The organism is Flavobacterium sp. RSB2_4_14, assembly GCF_051547085.1.
Taxonomy (GTDB): domain Bacteria; phylum Bacteroidota; class Bacteroidia; order Flavobacteriales; family Flavobacteriaceae; genus Flavobacterium.
This window is the reverse complement of record NZ_JBPTTL010000002.1, coordinates 96,976-116,871: the sequence shown is the minus strand read 5'-3', so window position 1 is coordinate 116,871 and position 19,896 is coordinate 96,976. Positions and strand designations below refer to the sequence as shown.

The 19,896-nt window shown below is 34.7% G+C and carries 14 protein-coding genes; 6 read left to right on the top strand and 8 right to left on the bottom strand.

Annotation, left to right across the window (positions count from 1 at the left end):
* Nucleotides 1-9: 9 nt before the first annotated feature.
* Nucleotides 10-1,008, bottom strand: a complete 999-nt coding sequence (gene lpxD, locus ACSVH2_RS06570) for a UDP-3-O-(3-hydroxymyristoyl)glucosamine N-acyltransferase (RefSeq protein ID WP_438092366.1) — start codon at nucleotides 1,006-1,008, stop codon at nucleotides 10-12.
* A gap of 109 nt (nucleotides 1,009-1,117) precedes the next feature.
* A protein-coding gene (prfB, locus tag ACSVH2_RS06565; RefSeq protein ID WP_438092365.1) for a peptide chain release factor 2 occupies nucleotides 1,118-2,213 on the bottom strand; the annotation gives its coding sequence in 2 pieces (ribosomal slippage) (nucleotides 1,118-2,149 and nucleotides 2,151-2,213; 1,095 coding nt in all).
* 46 nt (nucleotides 2,214-2,259) lie between these two features.
* On the opposite strand from prfB, the gene ACSVH2_RS06560 reads away from it, so the two are divergent.
* The 3 genes from ACSVH2_RS06560 to ACSVH2_RS06550 all read left to right on the top strand — a co-directional run bounded on the left by ACSVH2_RS06560 (nucleotide 2,260) and on the right by ACSVH2_RS06550 (nucleotide 6,564).
* A complete protein-coding gene (locus ACSVH2_RS06560; protein WP_438092364.1) occupies nucleotides 2,260-3,285 on the top strand; it encodes a threonine aldolase family protein in 1,026 nt (341 codons plus the stop codon).
* 94 nt (nucleotides 3,286-3,379) lie between these two features.
* Nucleotides 3,380-5,443: a S9 family peptidase gene (locus ACSVH2_RS06555; protein WP_438092363.1), complete on the top strand. Its 2,064-nt coding sequence runs from the start codon at nucleotides 3,380-3,382 to the stop codon at nucleotides 5,441-5,443.
* A gap of 80 nt (nucleotides 5,444-5,523) precedes the next feature.
* Nucleotides 5,524-6,564 carry a PLP-dependent cysteine synthase family protein gene (locus ACSVH2_RS06550; RefSeq protein WP_438092584.1) on the top strand — a complete coding sequence of 347 codons (1,041 nt, stop codon included), beginning with the start codon at nucleotides 5,524-5,526 and terminating at the stop codon, nucleotides 6,562-6,564.
* A 63-nt stretch (nucleotides 6,565-6,627) separates the two neighbouring features.
* On the opposite strand, the gene ACSVH2_RS06545 is transcribed toward ACSVH2_RS06550, so the two are convergent.
* The 6 genes from ACSVH2_RS06545 to fahA all read right to left on the bottom strand — a co-directional run bounded on the left by ACSVH2_RS06545 (nucleotide 6,628) and on the right by fahA (nucleotide 16,010).
* Nucleotides 6,628-8,415, bottom strand: coding sequence for an ABC transporter ATP-binding protein (locus ACSVH2_RS06545; protein WP_438092362.1), 1,788 nt, complete (start codon nucleotides 8,413-8,415; stop codon nucleotides 6,628-6,630).
* Nucleotides 8,416-8,540: 125 nt separating this feature from the next.
* Nucleotides 8,541-10,451: an SPFH domain-containing protein gene (locus tag ACSVH2_RS06540; protein WP_438092361.1), complete on the bottom strand. Its 1,911-nt coding sequence runs from the start codon at nucleotides 10,449-10,451 to the stop codon at nucleotides 8,541-8,543.
* Nucleotides 10,452-10,733: 282 nt separating this feature from the next.
* Complete coding sequence (locus tag ACSVH2_RS06535) at nucleotides 10,734-11,444, bottom strand: YebC/PmpR family DNA-binding transcriptional regulator (RefSeq protein ID WP_438092360.1); 711 nt, start codon at nucleotides 11,442-11,444, stop codon at nucleotides 10,734-10,736.
* A 105-nt stretch (nucleotides 11,445-11,549) separates the two neighbouring features.
* Nucleotides 11,550-13,574 (bottom strand): S41 family peptidase, encoded by a 2,025-nt coding sequence (locus ACSVH2_RS06530; protein WP_438092359.1) that lies wholly within the window; start codon nucleotides 13,572-13,574, stop codon nucleotides 11,550-11,552.
* A gap of 6 nt (nucleotides 13,575-13,580) precedes the next feature.
* A complete protein-coding gene (gcvT, locus tag ACSVH2_RS06525; RefSeq protein WP_438092358.1) occupies nucleotides 13,581-14,663 on the bottom strand; it encodes a glycine cleavage system aminomethyltransferase GcvT in 1,083 nt (360 codons plus the stop codon).
* Between the two features lie 63 nt (nucleotides 14,664-14,726).
* Nucleotides 14,727-16,010, bottom strand: a complete 1,284-nt coding sequence (gene fahA / locus ACSVH2_RS06520) for a fumarylacetoacetase (RefSeq protein WP_438092583.1) — start codon at nucleotides 16,008-16,010, stop codon at nucleotides 14,727-14,729.
* Nucleotides 16,011-16,120: 110 nt separating this feature from the next.
* Between fahA and glyA the strand changes: the two genes are divergently transcribed.
* The 3 genes from glyA to ACSVH2_RS06505 all read left to right on the top strand — a co-directional run bounded on the left by glyA (nucleotide 16,121) and on the right by ACSVH2_RS06505 (nucleotide 19,868).
* Nucleotides 16,121-17,395, top strand: a complete 1,275-nt coding sequence (gene glyA, locus ACSVH2_RS06515; RefSeq protein WP_438092357.1) for a serine hydroxymethyltransferase — start codon at nucleotides 16,121-16,123, stop codon at nucleotides 17,393-17,395.
* Nucleotides 17,396-17,520: 125 nt separating this feature from the next.
* Nucleotides 17,521-18,612, top strand: a complete 1,092-nt coding sequence (locus tag ACSVH2_RS06510; protein ID WP_438092356.1) for an efflux RND transporter periplasmic adaptor subunit — start codon at nucleotides 17,521-17,523, stop codon at nucleotides 18,610-18,612.
* Nucleotides 18,612-19,868, top strand: a complete 1,257-nt coding sequence (locus ACSVH2_RS06505; RefSeq protein ID WP_438092355.1) for an ABC transporter permease — start codon at nucleotides 18,612-18,614, stop codon at nucleotides 19,866-19,868. Before ACSVH2_RS06510 ends, ACSVH2_RS06505 begins: the two co-directional genes overlap by 1 nt.
* The last annotated feature ends 28 nt before the right edge of the window (nucleotides 19,869-19,896 follow it).

Genomic DNA, 19,896 nt, shown 5'->3' with positions numbered 1-19,896 from the left:
AATAAAAATTTATTTATTAGAATCTCTGACTAATCGTTTTAAAATAGCCCATTGCTTCATAGCATCACGAGCTTCAACTGCTGGATAACCCAAAACAGTTTTACCAGCTTCAACATCGCCAGCAACACCTGAACCAGCACCGACAATCGCTCCATCGCCTATGGTTACGTGATCTCTAATAGAAGCACTTCCACCAATAATCACTCCATTTCCTAAAGTTACAGAACCAGCCAAACCAGAATTTCCAGCCATAATACAGAATTTTCCAAGTTTGGAATTGTGTCCAATTTGAACCAAGTTATCTATTTTACATCCATCACCTACAATAGTTGAACTGAATTTTCCTCTGTCAACACAAGAGTTTGCACCAATTTCAACATTATTTCCAATAATCACATTACCAATTTGTAGAATCTTAACCAAACCTCTTTGTGGATCGGGACGAAACCCAAAACCATCAGCACCAATAGATGCATTCGGATGTAAAATGCAATTGTTTCCTATATGACATCGTTCTCTAACAACTGTTCCCGACCAAATAATAGTGTTGTTTCCTATACTGCATTCGTCTAATATGGTAACATTTGGATAAATAATGGTTTTTTCTCCGATAGTTACTTTTGGACCAATGTAGCAACCTGCACCAATTTTAGTTCCATTTCCTATAACACAAGAACTGTCTATGACAGCTGTTGGATGAATATCTATGCTAAAAATTGGAGTAGGTGGCGCAAATAATTCCAAAACCTGAGACATGGCCAAATCGGCATTCTTAACTTTTATAAAAGCACGATTTTCCCCAGGTTGAATAGCGATATCTTCATTCACTACTGCAACACGCGCTTTTGATGACTCCCAAAACTTCTCATATTTTTTATTGCCAATAAATGAAATTTCAGTTTCCGATGCGGATTCTAATTGTTCTGGAGCAGTGATTTTTGTTGAAGTAGAACCAACAATTTCACCACAAAGTATGTCATTGATTTCAAGTATTGAGAATGTTTTCATATTAAGTAATTAATTTTGAATATTTCTCAAATTAAAGCAATTGAAATTGAATATCCTATAATAATAGTCAAAATCTGTTTCCTGTTCCCGAAGTTTCGGGACTGACTGATTACTGCTCTTTTTGTCCCATCATCATTAAATAGGCTTTTAGAAATTCATCTAAATTGCCATTCATAACACCTTCTACATCACTAGTTTCATATCCAGAACGGACATCTTTTACTAATTTATAAGGATGCATTACATAGTTGCGAATTTGCGAACCCCATTCGATTTTCATTTTGCCAGCTTCAATATCACTACGTTGCGCTTGTTGTTTTTTTAACTCAATTTCATACAATTGTGATTTCAACATTTGCATCGCACGTTGTCTATTATCTTGTTGCGAACGCGTTTCCGAACATTGAATTTGAATACCTGTAGGTTTATGAAATAATTGCACTTTAGTTTCTACTTTATTTACATTTTGTCCACCTGCACCGCTCGAACGAGACGTAATGATTTCTATATCAGCAGGATTAATGTCAATTTCAATGGTATCATCCACTAATGGATAGACATAAACGGAAGCAAAAGAAGTATGGCGTTTTGCATTACTATCAAATGGTGAAATCCGCACCAAACGATGTACACCGTTTTCTCCTTTCAAATAACCAAAAGCAAAATCGCCTTCAATTTCGAGGGTTACCGTTTTTATACCAGCAACTTCACCTTCTTGAAAGTTCAATTCCTTGATTTTGTATCCTTGTTTTTCAGCCCACATCAAATACATTCGCATCAACATCGAAGCCCAATCGCAACTTTCAGTTCCACCAGCACCAGCAGTAATTTGAATCACAGCACTCATACTGTCGCCTTCATCTGAAAGCATGTTTCTGAACTCTAAGTCTTCAAGATGTGCATTGGTAATTTCATATTGATGGTCTAGTTCTTCCTCAGTAGCATCACCTTCTTTAAAGAATTCGTAAATTATTTGAAGTTCTTCCGCCATGGCATTGCCTTTCTCAAAATCTTCTACCCATTTCTTTTTGGAGCGCAAGTTTTTGATAATAATTTCGGCATCTTTTGCGTTATTCCAAAAGTCGGGTGCAAAGGTTTTTTCTTCTTCGTTCGTTATTTCGATAAGCTTGGCATCAATGTCAAAGATACCTCCTCAACGCACCAAGACGTTCTACAATACCTTTAATTTGTTCGGTATTTGTCATAAATAATGTAGTTTTGTGGCACAAATGTAAGTCATACAATTAGAAAATGGAAATTAATTTAATAAGCGATACCGTTACCAAGCCATCTCCAGAGATGTTGCAAGCCATGTTTAATGCCAAAGTGGGTGATGATGTGTTCAAACAAGATCCAACTGTCAATGCTTTTGAAAAAATGGTAGCCGATTTATTTGGAATGGAAGCTGCTTTGTTTTTTCCAACAGGAACGATGGCAAACCAAACGGCAATTAAATTAAATACCAATCCTGGTGACCAAATCATTTGCGATAAATGGTCTCATATTCATTTATATGAATCTGGTGGTGCATCAGCCAACAGTGGCGTTAATTTTAATTTATTAGATGGAAACCGTGGCATGATTACAGCCGAACAAGTAAAAGCAGGTATCAATGATCCAGAATTTTATCATGCACCATTATCCAAAATGGTAGGAATTGAAAACACCACTAATAAAGGTGGTGGCGCTTGTTATGAACTAGAAGAACTCAAAAAAATCAAGCAAGTTTGTGTGGATAATAATCTAAAATACCATTTAGACGGTGCTAGACTTTGGAATGCTATGATTGCCAAAAAGCAACAACCCAAACAATTCGGAGAATTATTTGACACTATTTCGGTTTGTTTTTCAAAAGGGTTAGGCTGTCCTATTGGTTCCGTCTTACTCTCAGATGCTGAAACAATGCATCGTGCTTTACGCATCCGAAAAATATTTGGAGGCAACATGCGCCAATCGGGATATTTAGCTGCAGCCGGAATTTACGCTTTGCAAAATAACATCAATAGATTAGAAGACGACCACAGAAGAGCAAAGGAATTAGGAGAGGTTTTACAACAACTACCTTGGATAGAAAAAGTAGCAACAGTAGAAACCAATATTTTAATTTTTGAAGTAATAAAAGCATTGAATGAAAAAATTGTTATCGAAAAATTAAAATCAAAAGGTATTCTAATTAGTTCCATGGGACAAGGTAAACTACGTATGGTAACCCATCTTGATTACCGACAAGTAATGCATGAATATGTTTTAGAAGCTTTGGAAAAGATTACTTTCTAGGAAAAAAATGTTAATTTCTAAGTGCATAACTTTCTTTTCATAGCGATTAGTCCTTCAATAGTATAATTAATTTTGTCTTTGATTAATATAAACTATGAACGAAACTATTCTTCTTCCGCCCAAAGCTAAAATTATTCCTCATTCTTTGGAAAAAAACGGGCACATACGCACGGACAATTACTATTGGTTGAACGATAGAGAGAATCCTGAAGTAATAGAGTACCTCAATCAAGAAAACGAATATTACCAACAATCAACCGCACATACAAAGGATTTTCAGAAAGATTTATTCGAAGAAATGAAAGCTCGTATCAAGGAAGATGATGAGTCTGTACCTTATTTCTATAATGGCTACTATTACATCACACGCTACGAAAAAGGAGGTGATTATCCAATTCATTCTAGAAAGAAAGGAACTTTGGATGCCCAAGAGGAAATACTTTTCGATTGCAATGAAATGGCAAAAGGACATTCCTATTTCAATTTATCAGGATTGAGTATTAGTGAAGATAATATATGGGCATCTTTTGGAATTGATACGGTATCTAGAAGACAATATACTATCCAAATAAAAAATTTGATAACAGGAGAAATTCTTCCAGTGAAGTTAGAAAATACTACTGGTGGAGCAACATGGGCAAGTGATAACAAAACGCTGTTCTATTCTCGAAAAGATGAAGTTACCCTTCGTGCCGATAAAATATACAAACACAAAATAGGAACATCGCCTGAGGAAGATGTACTAGTATATTTTGAAAAAGATGAAACTTATGACGTATCGATTTATAAATCGAAATCAAAAAAATACATTATCATCAACTCAAGCAGTACATTAACTACCGAATATCAAACGGTTTTGTCTGCAACACCCGATGCTAAATTTAAGGTTTTTCAAAAAAGAACACGTGGATTGGAATATTCCATGTCGCATTTTGGGGACTATTTCTATATAGTTACTAATAAAGACAAAGCAACCAATTTTAAACTCATGAAAACTCCTGAAGCATTGACTTCAAAGGAAAATTGGATAGATGTAATTCCGCATCGAGAAGAAGTTTTGTTAGAAGACATCGATATTTTTGCTTCCTATTTAGTAGTTTCAGAACGTGCTGATGGCTTGAATAAAATACGAATTATACCTTGGACTGGGAAAGGAGAATATTATTTGCCTTTTGATAGTGAAACCTATATGGCCTATACCACAACCAATCTTGATTTTGACACTGAAATACTAAGGTATAGTTATCAATCATTAGCAACACCATCTTCTGTTATTGATTTTAATATGCACACAAAAGACAAAACGGTTTTAAAAGAACACGAAGTCTTGGGCGGAAAATTTGATAAAAACAATTATCAGGAAGAAAGAGTTTGGGCAACAGCCGAAGATGGAGTGAAAGTACCAATTTCTATAGTGTATAGAAAAGGAATGAAAAAGGAAGGCAAAACCCCAACATTATTATATGCCTATGGATCTTATGGTGTAACGATGGATTGTCATTTTTCTTCGGTTAGATTATCATTGTTAGACAGAGGATTTATTTTTGCTATTGCTCACATTCGTGGTGGAGAAGATTTAGGTCGACCTTGGTATGAAAGTGGCAAATTATTGAAAAAGAAAAATACATTCACTGATTTTATTGATTGTTCGAAATTTTTAATTGAGGAAAAATATACTTCCCTAAAACATTTATATGCCGAAGGTGGTTCAGCAGGTGGATTATTAATGGGTGCTGTAGTAAATATGGCGCCAGAATTATACCATGGCGTGATTGCACAAGTGCCTTTTGTTGATGTTGTCACTACTATGTTGGACGAAACAATACCATTAACGACAGGCGAATATGACGAATGGGGAAATCCAAATGAAAAAAAATATTACAATTATATGCTTTCCTATTCGCCATATGACAATGTAATAGCTCAAGACTATCCAAACATGTACATTTCTACAGGTTTGCATGATTCTCAGGTACAGTATTGGGAACCAGCGAAATGGGTAGCTAAATTAAGAGTTTTGAAAACAGATAATAATCAATTATATTTGGATACTAATATGGAAGCAGGACATGGTGGTGCGTCTGGAAGGTTTGAAGCTATTAAGGAAATAGCTAAAGAATATAGTTTTTTGTTAGATTTAGAAGGAATAAAAAGATAGTTTAAAATATTTTTTATTAAATTTGCAAAGTTTATAAGACTGTAATAATGTCTTCTTACAATGCCTTGACTAATTATTTTATGAAAGAAAATATAAAAGCTTACGATAATGTATTAGGTTTAATAGGGAACACTCCTCTAATTAGACTCAACAAAATCACCGAATCTTTACAAGGAAATTTTTACGCAAAAGTTGAAGCTTTCAATCCGGGTCACTCTACTAAAGACCGAATTGCATTATATATCATAGAAGAAGCTGAAAAACAAGGAATTCTTACTCCTGGTGATACAATCATTGAAACTACATCAGGTAACACCGGTTTTAGTTTGGCTATGGTTAGCATCATCAAAGGATATAATTGTATATTAGCCGTAAGTTCAAAATCTTCTAAAGATAAGATTGACATGCTTCGTAGCTTAGGTGCCAAAGTATATGTTTGTCCAGCACACGTTTCTGCTGATGATGAACGTTCTTATTATAATGTTGCTAAGCGTTTACACGAAGAAACAAAAGGTTCTGTCTATATCAACCAATATTTCAATCAATTGAATATTGATGCGCATTACAAATCTACAGGTCCAGAAATTTGGGAACAAACCAATGGAAAAGTAACTCACTTAATTGCTTGTAGTGGAACAGGTGGAACAATATCTGGTGCTGCTAAATATTTAAAAGAAAAAAATCCAAACATTAGAATTCTTGGTGTAGATGCTTTTGGTTCTGTATTGAAAAAATACCACGAAACTAGAGAGTTTGATGCTGATGAAATTTATCCATACAGAATAGAAGGATTAGGTAAAAATCTAATTCCAACTGCAACTGATTTCGATGTAATTGATCATTTCATGAAAGTTACCGATGAAGAAAGTGCGCACACTACTAGAGAAATTGTTAAAAAAGAAGGATTGTTTGTAGGTTATACTTCAGGTGCCGTAATGCAAGCTATCAAACAATATGCAGAAGAAGGTGAGTTTGATGAAAACAGTAATGTAATTGCCATTTTCCCAGATCATGGTTCGCGTTATATGAGCAAAGTATTCAGCGATGATTGGATGAATGAGCAAGGTTTCTTCGATAGTATTAATGCTGAAGAAGTTCAGAAAGTAGAATTTATTAAATAAAAATAAGTTAAAAACTGATTAGATATATAAAACGCCAAGCAAAGCTTGGCGTTTTTGTTGTTTTTAACTCCCAGAGAATTGAAGATTGCTAAGATTCTTATATAAACCTTTATCAATTGCCAATAATTCTTGGTGCGTTCCTTTTTCAGTTATCATTCCTTCGTTTAAAACTAATATAGCATCAGCGTTTCTAATCGTTGCTAAACGATGCGCGATGATGATACTAGTTCTTCCTTCCATCAAAGTTTCTAAAGCTTCTTGAACCAATTTTTCACTTTCACTATCTAAAGATGACGTTGCTTCATCCAAAATTAAAATACTAGGATTTTTCAATAAAGCTCTAGCAATAGCAATGCGCTGGCGTTGTCCACCAGAAAGTTTGATACCACGTTCTCCTACCAAAGTTTCAAATTTTTCAGGAAATCCGTTAACGAAATCTAATGCATTCGCCTGTTTGGCTGCCAATAGAATTTCTTCATTGGTAGCATTTGGTTTTCCGTAAGCAATATTTTCTCGAATGGTTCCACCAAATAGGATTACATCTTGTGGAACGATACTCATATTGCCACGAAGATTTTCTAAATCATAATCGTAAATGTTTTTATCATCAATTAAAATTTGCCCACCATCAATATCATAAAAACGGAGTAGGAGTGAAGAGATTGTAGATTTTCCTGCGCCACTTGGACCTACAATAGCAATCTTTTGGCCAAAATTTGCCGTAAATGACACATCTTTCAATACCTGAATTTCTGGTCGTGATGGATAACTAAATTGTACATTTTTAAAAGTTACATTACCTTTAATCTTTGCTGTGGAATGATTTTGTGTGGCATTGATTTTCTCAGGAGTTTCGTCTAATAATTCAAAAACACGTTCGGTGGCACCAACAGCTTTTTGAATTTGAGCATACAATTCGGCAATGCCACCAAAAGAAGCACCAATAAAAGTGGAATATAAAACAAAAGAAATCAATTCGCCAACACCTTTAATTTCACCATTGATACACAAACTTACACCATACCAAACAACGGCAACAATAGCACCAAACAAACAAAATATAATAAAGGAAGCAAAGTAACCACGGTATTTTCCGCCTTTGATAGCTAATTTAACTACTTCTGAAATCTTACCTTTATAGCGTGCAATTTCATACCATTCGTTGGCAAAAGCTTTGACATTACTAATGCCTTGTAACGTTTCTTCTACAATAACCTGACTTTCGGCAACTTGATCTTGCACACTTTTTGAAAATTTACGAATAAATCTACCAAAAATAACAGCCGCAACCGCTACAACCGGAACGATGCAAAGCATCATGACTGTTAGTTTAAAACTAATGGTCGCCAAAAAAATCACACCACCAATAATCAAAATAAATTGTCGCAAAAACTCAGCAATAGTTGTGGTTAAAGTATCTTGAATTTGGGTAATATCAGAACTAATACGACTGTTCAATTCGCCAACACGTTTTTGAGAAAAGAAGGTCATGGGCAATTTTATCAAATTACTGTACAAAGCCAATCGAATATTAGCCAACGTATTTTCAGTAAAATTGATAAACAAGGACAATCTGAAAAACGAAAAGAACGATTGTAAAAGTAAAATACCCATCAAACCAAGTGCAATATTTCGCGCTTGAACTAAATCTTTAGCAGTAACACAATCCACAAGCATTCCTAATAATTTAGGGAAAGCCAATGCCGTTGCACCTGTGAATAAAAGAAAAACCAAACCCAAATAGAATTTCCATTTGTGGTTTTCGGCATATTTGAATATTAATAGGGCTTTGCTTAAGGTACTGGCATTAAGTTTTGCTTTTGGTAAGTCGTTTTCTTGAAATCGAGCCATTTTATTTTTTTTGTAAAAGTAACTAATATTGGACTGCAACTTTTTTTTACAAATGCTAATATTTTGTGAAAATAAAAAATCCGCTTTGCTTTCACAAAACGGATTCCAATGTATTCAGAAACTAATTATTTCTTTTTAGAATCTTCTTTTTCATTTTTAGTGTCCATCATTTCCATCAATTTCATTCCGAGTAAGCCACTTATTCCGCCTTCGGAACCATTGTTGCCAGTGATTAACACATCTGGAATTACTTTGATGCCACCTTTACCAATTTCTTCGGTGATTTTGTATTTAGTAAAGTTATCACCACCCATTGCCGAAACTTGTAATTGATAAGCTTCTGCAGTTGATTTTCCAATTGCCATAATTTTTTCAGCTTCGGCCAAACCTGTTTTAGAAATCTTTTCAGCTTCGGCACTTGCGTTTAATTTTGTTGCTTCGGCTTGTGCGCCAGCTCTTGCTTTAGTCGCTTCTGCTTCTGCATTAGCACGCATTTTTGTAGCTTCGGCTTCGGCATTTACATTTAACTTTAAACTTGTTGCATCACCTTCGGCTTTCTTAACCGTTGCATCGGCAGTTCTTTGAGCAATTTCAACACTTTGCGACGCTTTTACAATTTCTTTTTGCATGTCGGCAATTGCAGTTTCTTTTTCTACACCTTGACGTTGTTCTTGCGCCATTCTTTGGGTTTGATACGTTTTTTGCTCTTCTTCAGCAATTTTTCTATCGGTTAACGTTTTCATCAAGGAATCGGGTGGAACAATATCTCCAATCAAAGTATCAACAGCATTCACATTGTATTCATCTAAAACCGCTTTGATATGGTTCTTGGCTGATTCTTGTCTTTCTTTACGTGTACTCAAAAACGAAATCACATCGCTATCTTGCGCTGAGTTTCTAAAATAGTTACCAATCGTAGGTTCTAAAACTTGTGAAACCAAGTTGGTCATGCTTCCAAAACGCGCAATAACTTTTGGCGCTTCGTTGGCAGGAACGTGAATGATTTGTGCCACATCCAAATTAAATGGAAAACCATCTTTTGAACGTACAGTAATTGTAGATAAGTTTTTATCTAAATCATGTGACTCACTTCGTGCATTTGCCCAGTTTAAAACTAAGTTAGTGGTTGGAACAGGTTCTAATTTGGTAGTGTACTTATTCAAAGCATATTTTCCAGGTCCAAATGGCTCCATCCAAACTCCACGCTGACCTTTTGAAACGATATTTCCGTGTTTGAACGTTTCACCAGTAACGTCTTTACCATCTTCTCCAATATAGGATATTACAACGCCAACATAACCAATTGGCACATCAGTCATTGGATTTTGTTCAATTTGAATGGCCCAAGAATTAATATAATAGGAACCCGCTAACATTACTTGAGGTTGTAAACCACGATTGCCACCTTTTTCTAAGAAATAATCGAAATCTTGAAAATTATTATGTCCATCAACATATTTTCCTGCAATTTGTCCTTGAGGAATTGGATCTCCATCAAGCGCAGTGACAATTCCGACCATGTTTTCAAAAATCTTGATTTGATCCGCAATTACAATTTCGAATAAAAAAGTATTAATACGATACGAACCTGTAGTAATAAAAGCGGATTGACGACCTTTTTGACCACCATTATTTAAAAAAGCTGTGGCATCTTGAAAGTTATCGCTATCTACTTTACGAGCAAGAATTCTACCCGTTGGAATTTCTTTTCCGTCTTTACTCAATATTAGACCAATTTTCCCTTCGGGAATGATAGTAAAAGATGTCATATCTATAGAATATTGCCAAATCCACTTCATCCAATATAAACCTGGTGCTAAAGTTTGTGCCTGATAACCTGCTTCACCTTTGGTAGCGATAATTCGTCCATCGGGTAATGATTTATCAGCTCCAAATAGTACAAATTTCTTGGTTACTAACCCAATTTTATCCTCGGGAACGATTACCATTCCAAAAAATACGCGTAAAACAAATTTGTAAAGTACAATAGATAATACAAGAAGTAATACCCACCAATAAGTAAAAATGTCTGTCATTGTTAATTGATTTAAATTAATTTTTTTGTTGGAATTTTTAGAGTAGATGATATTGAAAAGAGGTTAATTCAAATTTTATTAATTTGAAATGTCGCTACATAGCGTTAATTCGAAATACTTTTCTAATATAAAAATCTTTAGTTATACGATGTACTTATTTGAATGTTACAAATTTTTTATACTATTTTTTTTATAAAACTATAAGTAATTATTAATCAATAAAATAAAAAAATCCGTTCTGCTTTCACAAAACGGATTTACTAGTTATAGATTAAATTTTGATTACTCTTCCATAGTATGATATACGTTCATCACGTCATCATCTTCTTCAATTTTTTCAATCAGTTTTTCAACGTCAGCCATTTCAGCTTCAGTAAGCTTTTTGGTGATTTGTGGAATACGCTCAAATCCTGAAGATAAGATTTCAATGCCACGGCTTTCCAATTCTTTTTGAATAGCACCAAAACTTCCGAAAGGCGCATAAATTAAAATACCATCTTCATCAGCAAAAATTTCTTCGGCACCAAAATCAATAAATTCCAATTCCATTTCTTCAATATCAATATTGTTATTTGGAATTCTAAAATTACACGTGTGATCAAACATAAATTCCACCGAACCTTGTGTTCCTAATGTTCCGTTGCATTTATTGAAATAACTTCTAATATTAGCAACTGTTCTATTGTTATTGTCGGTAGCTGTTTCTATTAAGAGAGCAATTCCGTGAGGAGCATACCCTTCAAAAAGTTGTTCTTTGTAGTTAGCCGTGTCTTTGTCCGTTGCTTTTTTAATAGCACGTTCTACGTTCTCTTTCGGCATGTTGGCCGATTTTGCATTTTGTATAACAGCTCTTAAACGTGAGTTGGCTTCGGGATTTGGTCCGCCTTCTTTAACCGCCATTACAATATCTTTTCCAATACGTGTGAACGCTTTGGCCATAGCTGACCAGCGTTTCATTTTTCTCCCTTTTCTAAATTCAAATGCTCTTCCCATTCCTGCGACTATTATTTTTTATGTCAAATTTGATTGCAAAAATAAGGTATTATTCGGTTAATGCAAATGATGCAACCTAATTTGGTTTATAAACCAAAAAAACCTTTAGGGTTTCAAATTTTTAATATCATTTAAAATATTCACAGCTTCTAGTATATGATAATTTTGTCTGACAACTTTGGCTCTTTCGGTATTATTTGTTTTCAAAAAATCATCTTGTTTTTGGTATAAAACATCAACTGTGTTTAATTCAACGGCAATAGGATATTCTTTTTCAGCCGCTGTTTTAACTTCTTTCCACAAGGTATTTATTTTTGCTACATTATCAAACACAGTATCAAATTGCAACGTAATTGGTGGTAAATCATTATCAAAAAAGGGATTAATTCTAGCGTTCAAATCCGAAATTTCGTTGGAATATATATTACTTTCGACTCTAGTTTTACTGTTGGAAATGACTTGTGAATAGACACTTTTCGGCAAATAATTAAAGCTTAAACTTTCACCTAAAATATCATTTTTCAGTGCCGTTTTATTACTACTTTCTCTCGGCATTTGTGAATCAAACAACGTTGGAATTTCAATATCGGGAGTAATGCCATCATATTGATTACTTTTCCCAGTAACACGATAAAATAATTCGAGCGTTAGTTTTAAAAATTCATCATTATTTGGATTGAGTGGATAAATTCTTTGCATGGATGCCTTTCCTAATGATTTAGTACCTATAATAATACCACGATTGTAATCTTGAATCGCATTGGCAAAAAATTCACTAGCAGAAGCAGAAAATCCATTAATCAGAACCACCATTGGACCATTGTAAATTGTGCCTACATTGGTATCTCTTAAAATGGTTTTATTGTTTTTGTTATTGTTTAAAATGGCCAAAGGACCAGAGTCAATTAACATTCCCGAAAGCGTCATGGCTTCTCCCATCGAACCGCCACCATTGTTTTCAACATCTATAATTAAACCATCGATGTCATCGTTTTGAAGTTTGAATATTTCTTTGGCAAAATCATCCGTCATAGTGGTTTTTCCGTTTTCGAACGTGGTATAAAAACTCGGAATTTTAATGTATCCAAAAGTGGCGTTATCTTTTTTTAACAAAAAACTATAGACATTGTTCTGATAATCTCTCATAACTTTTTTTCGCAATCGCACACTGTATATTTCACCGCTTTTTTTTCTGAACGTAAAATCAGCAATCTTATAATCATTGGAACTAATAATTTCCTCAATTTTTTTCATCGAAGAACAAGCAATTTCAAATTCCTCTTTCTTGTATTTTATTTTCAAGATTTGATCACCTTTATCAATTTTATGCAACGCATAAGCTGAACTCCCAGGAATAACTTCATCAACAATCAAATCCTCTTTTTCATCTAGTGAAATATACAAACCGAAGGTAAGATTGTCAGGGCTAACGGTGGATAAGAACGAAGTTTTGTCGTTTTCTGAGAAATATTCGGTGTGTGGATCAAAATAGGAGCAGAACACTTCATAAAAAATAGCGTTAAAATCACTTTTACTCAGCTCGTAACTGGCTATTTTACAATCAAATTTTTCAAAAACTTTATCCTTATTTTTAAGGGTAATGGCATTAAAATTGGCTAGTAACGAATCTTTATTGGTACTCAATTCTGCCGTTTCTCGAAGTATGGTAAAAAGTATTCTTTTTTTGTACAAATGTTTGAGTTCAGTTTCATCTTTCACATGAGGAAAAGTATCTTTCGAAAAAATAACATTTTCATCACTGCTCAAAGCAAAAGGTTCTTCTTTGATGACCTTTAATAATAACCTATATCTGGCAATAGTTTTGGAATAGGCAACATAAAAATCGTTTAGAAAATCACAGTTTTTGGAGTTGATGTAATCGTCAATTTGATATTCGTGTTTTTTAAGCGCAGCGATTTCGGGTTCTATAAACAAGCGATTGTCTTCATCTAAGCGGCTCAAAAAGGTTCTAAAAACATAAACCGATAAACTATCGTCTACCGGTTTAGGTCTGTAATGATTATTTTGAATAAGTGAATTTATGCTAGATAGTGTTTCACAAGGATTTTTTTCAGATTGACTGAAAAGAAAAAGAGGAAGAAAGAAAACTACTAGAATGAGTTTTTTCACGTAACATTATTTTTTATAAAAAGGAAGCTTAACTACTTTAGCTTTTACTTTATTATTTCTGATTTGAATATAGATTTCACTGTCAACTGCTGAAAATTCTGTTTTCACATAACCCATTCCAATTCCTTTGCCAACCGTTGGAGCCATGGTTCCCGAAGTTACTATACCAATATTGTTACCATCAGCATCTACAATTTCATAATCATGACGCGGAATACCTCTTTCGATTAATTCAAAACCTACTAATTTTCTCGTAACGCCAGCTTCTTTCTGTTTTTTCAGATTTTCTGAATTGGTAAATTCTTTAGTAAATTTGGTAATCCAACCCAATCCAGCTTCTAAAGGCGAAGTAGTATCGTTGATGTCATTGCCATACAAACAGAAACCCATTTCCAATCGCAACGTATCACGTGCTGCCAAACCAATAGGTTTAATACCAAATGATTTTCCCGCTTCAAAAACTTTATTCCAAACGTGTTCAGCATCTGAATTTTTGCAATAAATCTCAAAGCCACCCGAACCTGTATAACCAGTTGCCGAAATGATAACCTCTGCTACTCCAGCAAAATCAGCTACTTCAAAATGATAATATTTGATAGACGATAAATCAACGGATGTTAACGATTGCATCGCTTCCACGGCTTTTGGTCCTTGAATAGCAAGCAAAGAATACTCTTCGGAAATGTTTTTCATATCCACACCTAAATCATTGTGCGACGAAATCCAATTCCAGTCTTTGTCAATATTAGAGGCGTTAACCACCAATAAATATTGGTTTTCTTTCATTCGGTAGACAATTAAATCATCTACAATACCGCCATCATTATTAGGCAAACAAGAATATTGAGCACGACCAATTTCTAGTACTGACGCATCATTGGAAGTTACTTTTTGAATAAGCGCCAAGGCATTTTCTCCCGAAAGTAAAAATTCCCCCATGTGTGACACATCAAAAACGCCCACACCATTGCGCACGGTTTCATGTTCGGCATTTACACCTTCATATTGCACCGGCATATTATAGCCCGCAAAAGGCACCATTTTGGCGTTTAAACTTTCGTGAATGTGTGTTAAAGCTGTATTTTTCATTTTATTTTAAATTGTAATTGCTATATTTTTATTGTAGTTGTTTTTTGTAATTGCTATTGAAAATTATTTTCTAACAAAAGGCGGCAATAATTTAGTAGTAACTTCTCCAAAACCTATTCTCACTGTTCTATTTTGACAATATCCTTTAATAGTAACGGTATCGTTATCATTAATAAACTTACGTTCTGTTCCATCTTTAAGAACTATTGGATTTTTTCCACCCCAAGTCAATTCGAGCATAGATCCAAAACTGTCTGGCGTTGGTCCTGAAATAGTACCCGAACCCATCATATCGCCTGAGTTGACACGACAACCATTAGAAGTATGATGTGCCAATTGTTGACACATTGACCAATACATGTATTTAAAATTGGATTTAGAAACCAAAGTTCCTTCTGCATTTTCTGGTTCGATATAAACTTCCAAATTAATATCGAAAGCATGTTTTCCTTTTTGTTGTAAATAGGGAAGAGGTGTTGGCTCTTGTGTTGGCCCTTTTGTTCTAAATGGTTCTAAAGCATCCATAGTTACAATCCAAGGTGAAATAGAGGACGCAAAGTTTTTGGCTAAAAAAGGTCCTAATGGCACATATTCCCATTTTTGAATATCTCTCGCACTCCAATCGTTTAATAAAACCATCCCGAAAATATAATCTTCGGCTTCATTAATAGGAATGTTTTCCCCCATGATATTGGCATCAGTAGTGATGAAAGCGGTTTCCAATTCAAAATCAACTAATCGTGACGGACCAAATACAGGCGTGGTTTCACCGTTAGGTAACGTTTGTCCCATCGGTCTGTGAATAGGAATTCCCGATGGAATAATAGTAGAACTTCTTCCGTGGTAACCTACAGGAATGTGAAGCCAGTTAGGCAACAACGCATTATCGGGATCACGAAACATTTTACCCACATTAGTAGCATGTTCTTTACTCGAATAAAAATCGGTGTAATCACCTATCAAAACAGGAAGTTGCATCTCTACATCTTCCATATTAAAAATGACTATATCACGGTGCTCAGGGTTATCCCTTAGTTTTGGATTGTTACTATCAAAAATATCGCCAATGCGATTTCGAACCAAACGCCATGTTTTTTTCCCATCAGAAATAAAATCATTCAAAGTATCTTGCATGAACATATCATCGGTCAAATCGATACCCTCAAAATAATCTAACTGCTGCAAAGCACCCAAATCGATGGCATAATCACCGATTCTTGTTCCAATGGTAATTACATCTTCTTTGGTTAAAAAAACTCCGAAAGGAATATTTTGAATAGGGAAGTCACTGTTTTCGTGGACTGTAAGCCATGATTTTCGATTGGAACTATTGGTCGTAATGGGCATGATGTTGTGAATAAAAGTTGTTGAAAAATTAGTAATCAAATATATCATTAACTATTAATTTACCAAACGATTTTTGTAATTTTGACCTCAATTTAACGAAATATTTTCAAATGCAACGCGACGAACAAATTTTTGACCTTATTCTTGAGGAACAAGAAAGACAAATTCACGGAATTGAACTCATTGCTTCAGAGAACTTTGTAAGTGATGAAGTGATGGAAGCTGCAGGTTCTGTTTTAACCAATAAATACGCTGAAGGCTATCCTGGTAAAAGATATTATGGTGGTTGTGAAGTAGTAGATGTAGTAGAACAAATTGCCATAGATAGAGCCAAAGCTTTATTTGGTGCAGCATATGCCAATGTACAACCACACTCTGGTTCACAAGCCAATACAGCAGTGTTTTCTGCTTGTTTAAAACCAGGTGACAAAATCTTAGGTTTTGATTTATCACACGGTGGTCATTTAACTCACGGTTCGCCAGTAAACTTTTCTGGTAAATTATATACACCAAGTTTTTATGGTGTTGAAAAGGAAACAGGCCGTTTTGACTATGATAAAATCCAAGAAATTGCGTTGCGCGAACAACCTAAAATGATTATTGCAGGTGCTTCTGCTTATTGTAGAGACATGGATTTTGAGCGTTTTAGAGTAATTGCTGATAGTGTTGGCGCTTTATTATTAGCTGATATTTCCCATCCATCAGGATTGATTGCCAAAGGACTAATGAACGATCCTATGCCGCATTGTCATATTGTAACAACCACTACTCATAAAACATTACGTGGCCCAAGAGGTGGATTAATAATGATGGGTAAAGATTTTGAAAACCCATGGGGATTAACTACACCAAAAGGAGAAATCAGAATGATGTCTTCTTTATTAGACTTGGCAGTTTTCCCAGGTAATCAAGGCGGACCATTGATGCACATTATTGCTGCAAAAGCAGTAGCCTTTGGAGAAGCACTAACCGATGAGTTTTTCCATTATTCTATGCAAGTGCAAAAAAATGCCAAAGCAATGGCAGAAGCTTTTATGAAAAGAGGATATGATTTAATTTCGGGTGGAACAGATAACCACATGATGTTGATAGATTTAAGAAATAAAAACATCACAGGTAAGGAAGCTGAAAATGCATTGGTTAAAGCAGAGATTACAGTAAATAAAAATATGGTGCCATTTGATGATAAATCGCCTTTTGTAACTTCAGGAATTCGTATAGGAACACCAGCAATAACTACGCGTGGTTTGGTGGAAAGTGATATGGAAACCATAGTGGAGTTGATTGATAGAGTATTGATGAACCATACCAATGAAGCGGTTATCGAACAAGTTGCCGATGAAGTAAACGAAATGATGAGCGAAAGAGCTATTTTCGTTTTCTAAATCACTTTACGAATTTTTAAATACACCTTCAAGAGTTAGCTCTTGGAGGTTTTTTTATGTAAAAATCTATTTAAAACACTTGATTATGTTGTAAATTTGAGTAACTTAATGCAATACATTTTCTAATGAAAGTAGTGAAAGTCTTTTGTCTCTCGATGGTTCTTCTTGTAGTTTCTTGTTCCAAAAAAGAAGGTGAAGAAATACAACCCACGCTGGGAACTATTACCGAAAGTGTCTATGCTTCGGGTGTGATAAAATCCGAAAATCAATATACTGTGTACGCTACCGTTAGTGGTGTGTTGCAGAAAATAAATGTCACTGCAGGACAAACCATAGTGGCAGGGCAAACTTTATTTCAAATAGAAAGCGATAAAGCATCGCTCAATACTGAAAATGCGCGCTTGGCGTACCAATTAAGCGATGAAAAGAATCGGTATATACAAGATAAAATTGCCGATATGGAAACCAAAGTACAAATGGCAAGAGATAAATTAGCACTAGACCAATCAGTTTATAATCGCAACAAAAACATTAAGAAATACAACATCATTTCCGAAGTTGAATACGAACGTGTCGAACTGGCGTATAAAAATTCGAAATCCAATTATGAGTCTACGTTAAAACAATTGTCACAATTGAAGGCACAATTAAAAAACGACCAAAACAGAAACAGCATCAACCTTAAAATAAGTAAAAAATCACAAAGTGATTTTGACGTTAAAAGTGCTTTTTCGGGTGAATTGTTTGATGTACTGGTTAAAGAAGGAACGCTGGTTACACCTCAAATGCCATTGGCGGTTATTGGAGAGAAAAATAAGTACTTGCTCGAACTCGATGTGGACGAAAACGATATGGTAAAAGTGATTGTTGGACAGAAAATAGTCGTGACACTGGACAGTTATAAAGGCAAAGTATTTGAAGCCAAAGTGGATAAAATTTATCCTATCATGGACGAACGCTCTCGAACCTTTAAAATTGAAGCGCATTTTGACCATCCACCAGCAAAATTATATCCCAATCTAACAGCCGAAGCCAATATCATTGTTCAAACCAAAAAGAATGTCTTGACGATTCCTAAAAGCTATTTGATAGACAACAAATATGTTTTGGTAAATGAAGACGAAAAGCGTCAAGTAAAAATTGGACTAAACGATTATCAAAACGTAGAAATTCTCGATGGGCTAACCGCAGGTGAAACCATTTACAAACCTAAATAATGAATTTCAAACTTATTCTAAATATTGCCATACACTTGCTTCGGGCACGATTGAAACAAACCATTGTCGCTGCTGTAGGTGTAACTTTTGGAATTGCTATGTTTATTGCCTTAGTCAGTTTTATGAATGGATTGAACGATTTACTCGATGGATTGATGCTCAATCGTACGCCTCATGTTCGTTTATATAACGAGATTAAACCATCTGAAAATCAACCTATTTCGCTTTCAGAAAACTATAAAAATGATGTTAATTTTATTTCCTCTGTAAAACCAAAGGATAGAGGCAAAGCCATCTACAACAGTAAAGCCATTGTACATTTCTTGAAGCAAGACCAACGCATTATCGATGTAGCGCCTAAAATAACAACCCCTGTGTTTTTTAATTCAGGAACCATTGAAATTTCGGGAGTGATAAATGGCATTGATGTAACTGCCGAAGAAAAGCTATTCAAGATAAGCGATTATATAATTGAAGGTAATATCGTTGATTTAGACCAAAATAATAGTATCATCATTGGAAAAGGATTGGCAGACAAAATGCTTTTAGTAAAAGGCGATATTATCAAAATCACAACAGCCAAAGGAAACTTAGCATCATTGAAAATTATAGGCATATCTCAAATTGGTATCTCCGAGATTGATGATATTAGCAGTTACACCTCTTTAGAAACTGCACAAAAATTATTGGGCGAAGCCACTAATTATATCACCGATATTCAAATAAAACTATACGATATTACCACTGCACCAGCGGTGTCAAAGGAATTTCATTATAAATTTAATTTAGATACAATTGATTATCAAACCGCCAACTCCCAATTTGAAACTGGAAGTTCAGTAAGAAGCATCATTTCCTATGCCGTGGGAATTGTCTTGTTGATTGTAGCAGGTTTTGGGATTTACAATATTTTGAATATGATGATATTTGAAAAGATGGATAGTATTGCCATACTCAAAGCAACCGGATTTTCGGGAAAAGATGTCAAATGGATTTTTATTTCGTTATCCTTAATCATTGGAACTACAGGCGGCATATTTGGTTTGCTATTTGGTTATGTTTTCACCAAAATCATTGACAACATTCCTTTCAACACAGCAGCTTTGCCCACTATTTCGACCTATCCCATCAATTATAACCCGATGTTTTATGTAATAGGAATTTCATTTGCTATCATCACCACTTTTATTGCTGGGTTGTTGCCTGCCATAAAAGCGAGTAAAATTGATCCAGTTGAAATTATTAGAGGAAAATGAGAACTAGCCACATTTATAAAAAGTAAGC

Excerpts from the sequence above, each read along its gene's own strand:
- lpxD (WP_438092366.1), bottom strand. The coding sequence starts at position 1,008 with ATGAAAACATTCTCAATACTTGAAATCAATGACATACTTTGTGGTGAA.
- ACSVH2_RS06560 (WP_438092364.1), top strand. The coding sequence starts at position 2,260 with ATGGAAATTAATTTAATAAGCGATACCGTTACCAAGCCATCTCCAGAG.
- ACSVH2_RS06555 (WP_438092363.1), top strand. The coding sequence starts at position 3,380 with ATGAACGAAACTATTCTTCTTCCGCCCAAAGCTAAAATTATTCCTCAT.
- ACSVH2_RS06550 (WP_438092584.1), top strand. The coding sequence starts at position 5,524 with ATGAAAGAAAATATAAAAGCTTACGATAATGTATTAGGTTTAATAGGG.
- ACSVH2_RS06545 (WP_438092362.1), bottom strand. The coding sequence starts at position 8,415 with ATGGCTCGATTTCAAGAAAACGACTTACCAAAAGCAAAACTTAATGCC.
- ACSVH2_RS06540 (WP_438092361.1), bottom strand. The coding sequence starts at position 10,451 with ATGACAGACATTTTTACTTATTGGTGGGTATTACTTCTTGTATTATCT.
- ACSVH2_RS06535 (WP_438092360.1), bottom strand. The coding sequence starts at position 11,444 with ATGGGAAGAGCATTTGAATTTAGAAAAGGGAGAAAAATGAAACGCTGG.
- gcvT (WP_438092358.1), bottom strand. The coding sequence starts at position 14,663 with ATGAAAAATACAGCTTTAACACACATTCACGAAAGTTTAAACGCCAAA.
- fahA (WP_438092583.1), bottom strand. The coding sequence starts at position 16,010 with ATGCCCATTACGACCAATAGTTCCAATCGAAAATCATGGCTTACAGTC.
- glyA (WP_438092357.1), top strand. The coding sequence starts at position 16,121 with ATGCAACGCGACGAACAAATTTTTGACCTTATTCTTGAGGAACAAGAA.
- ACSVH2_RS06510 (WP_438092356.1), top strand. The coding sequence starts at position 17,521 with ATGAAAGTAGTGAAAGTCTTTTGTCTCTCGATGGTTCTTCTTGTAGTT.
- ACSVH2_RS06505 (WP_438092355.1), top strand. The coding sequence starts at position 18,612 with ATGAATTTCAAACTTATTCTAAATATTGCCATACACTTGCTTCGGGCA.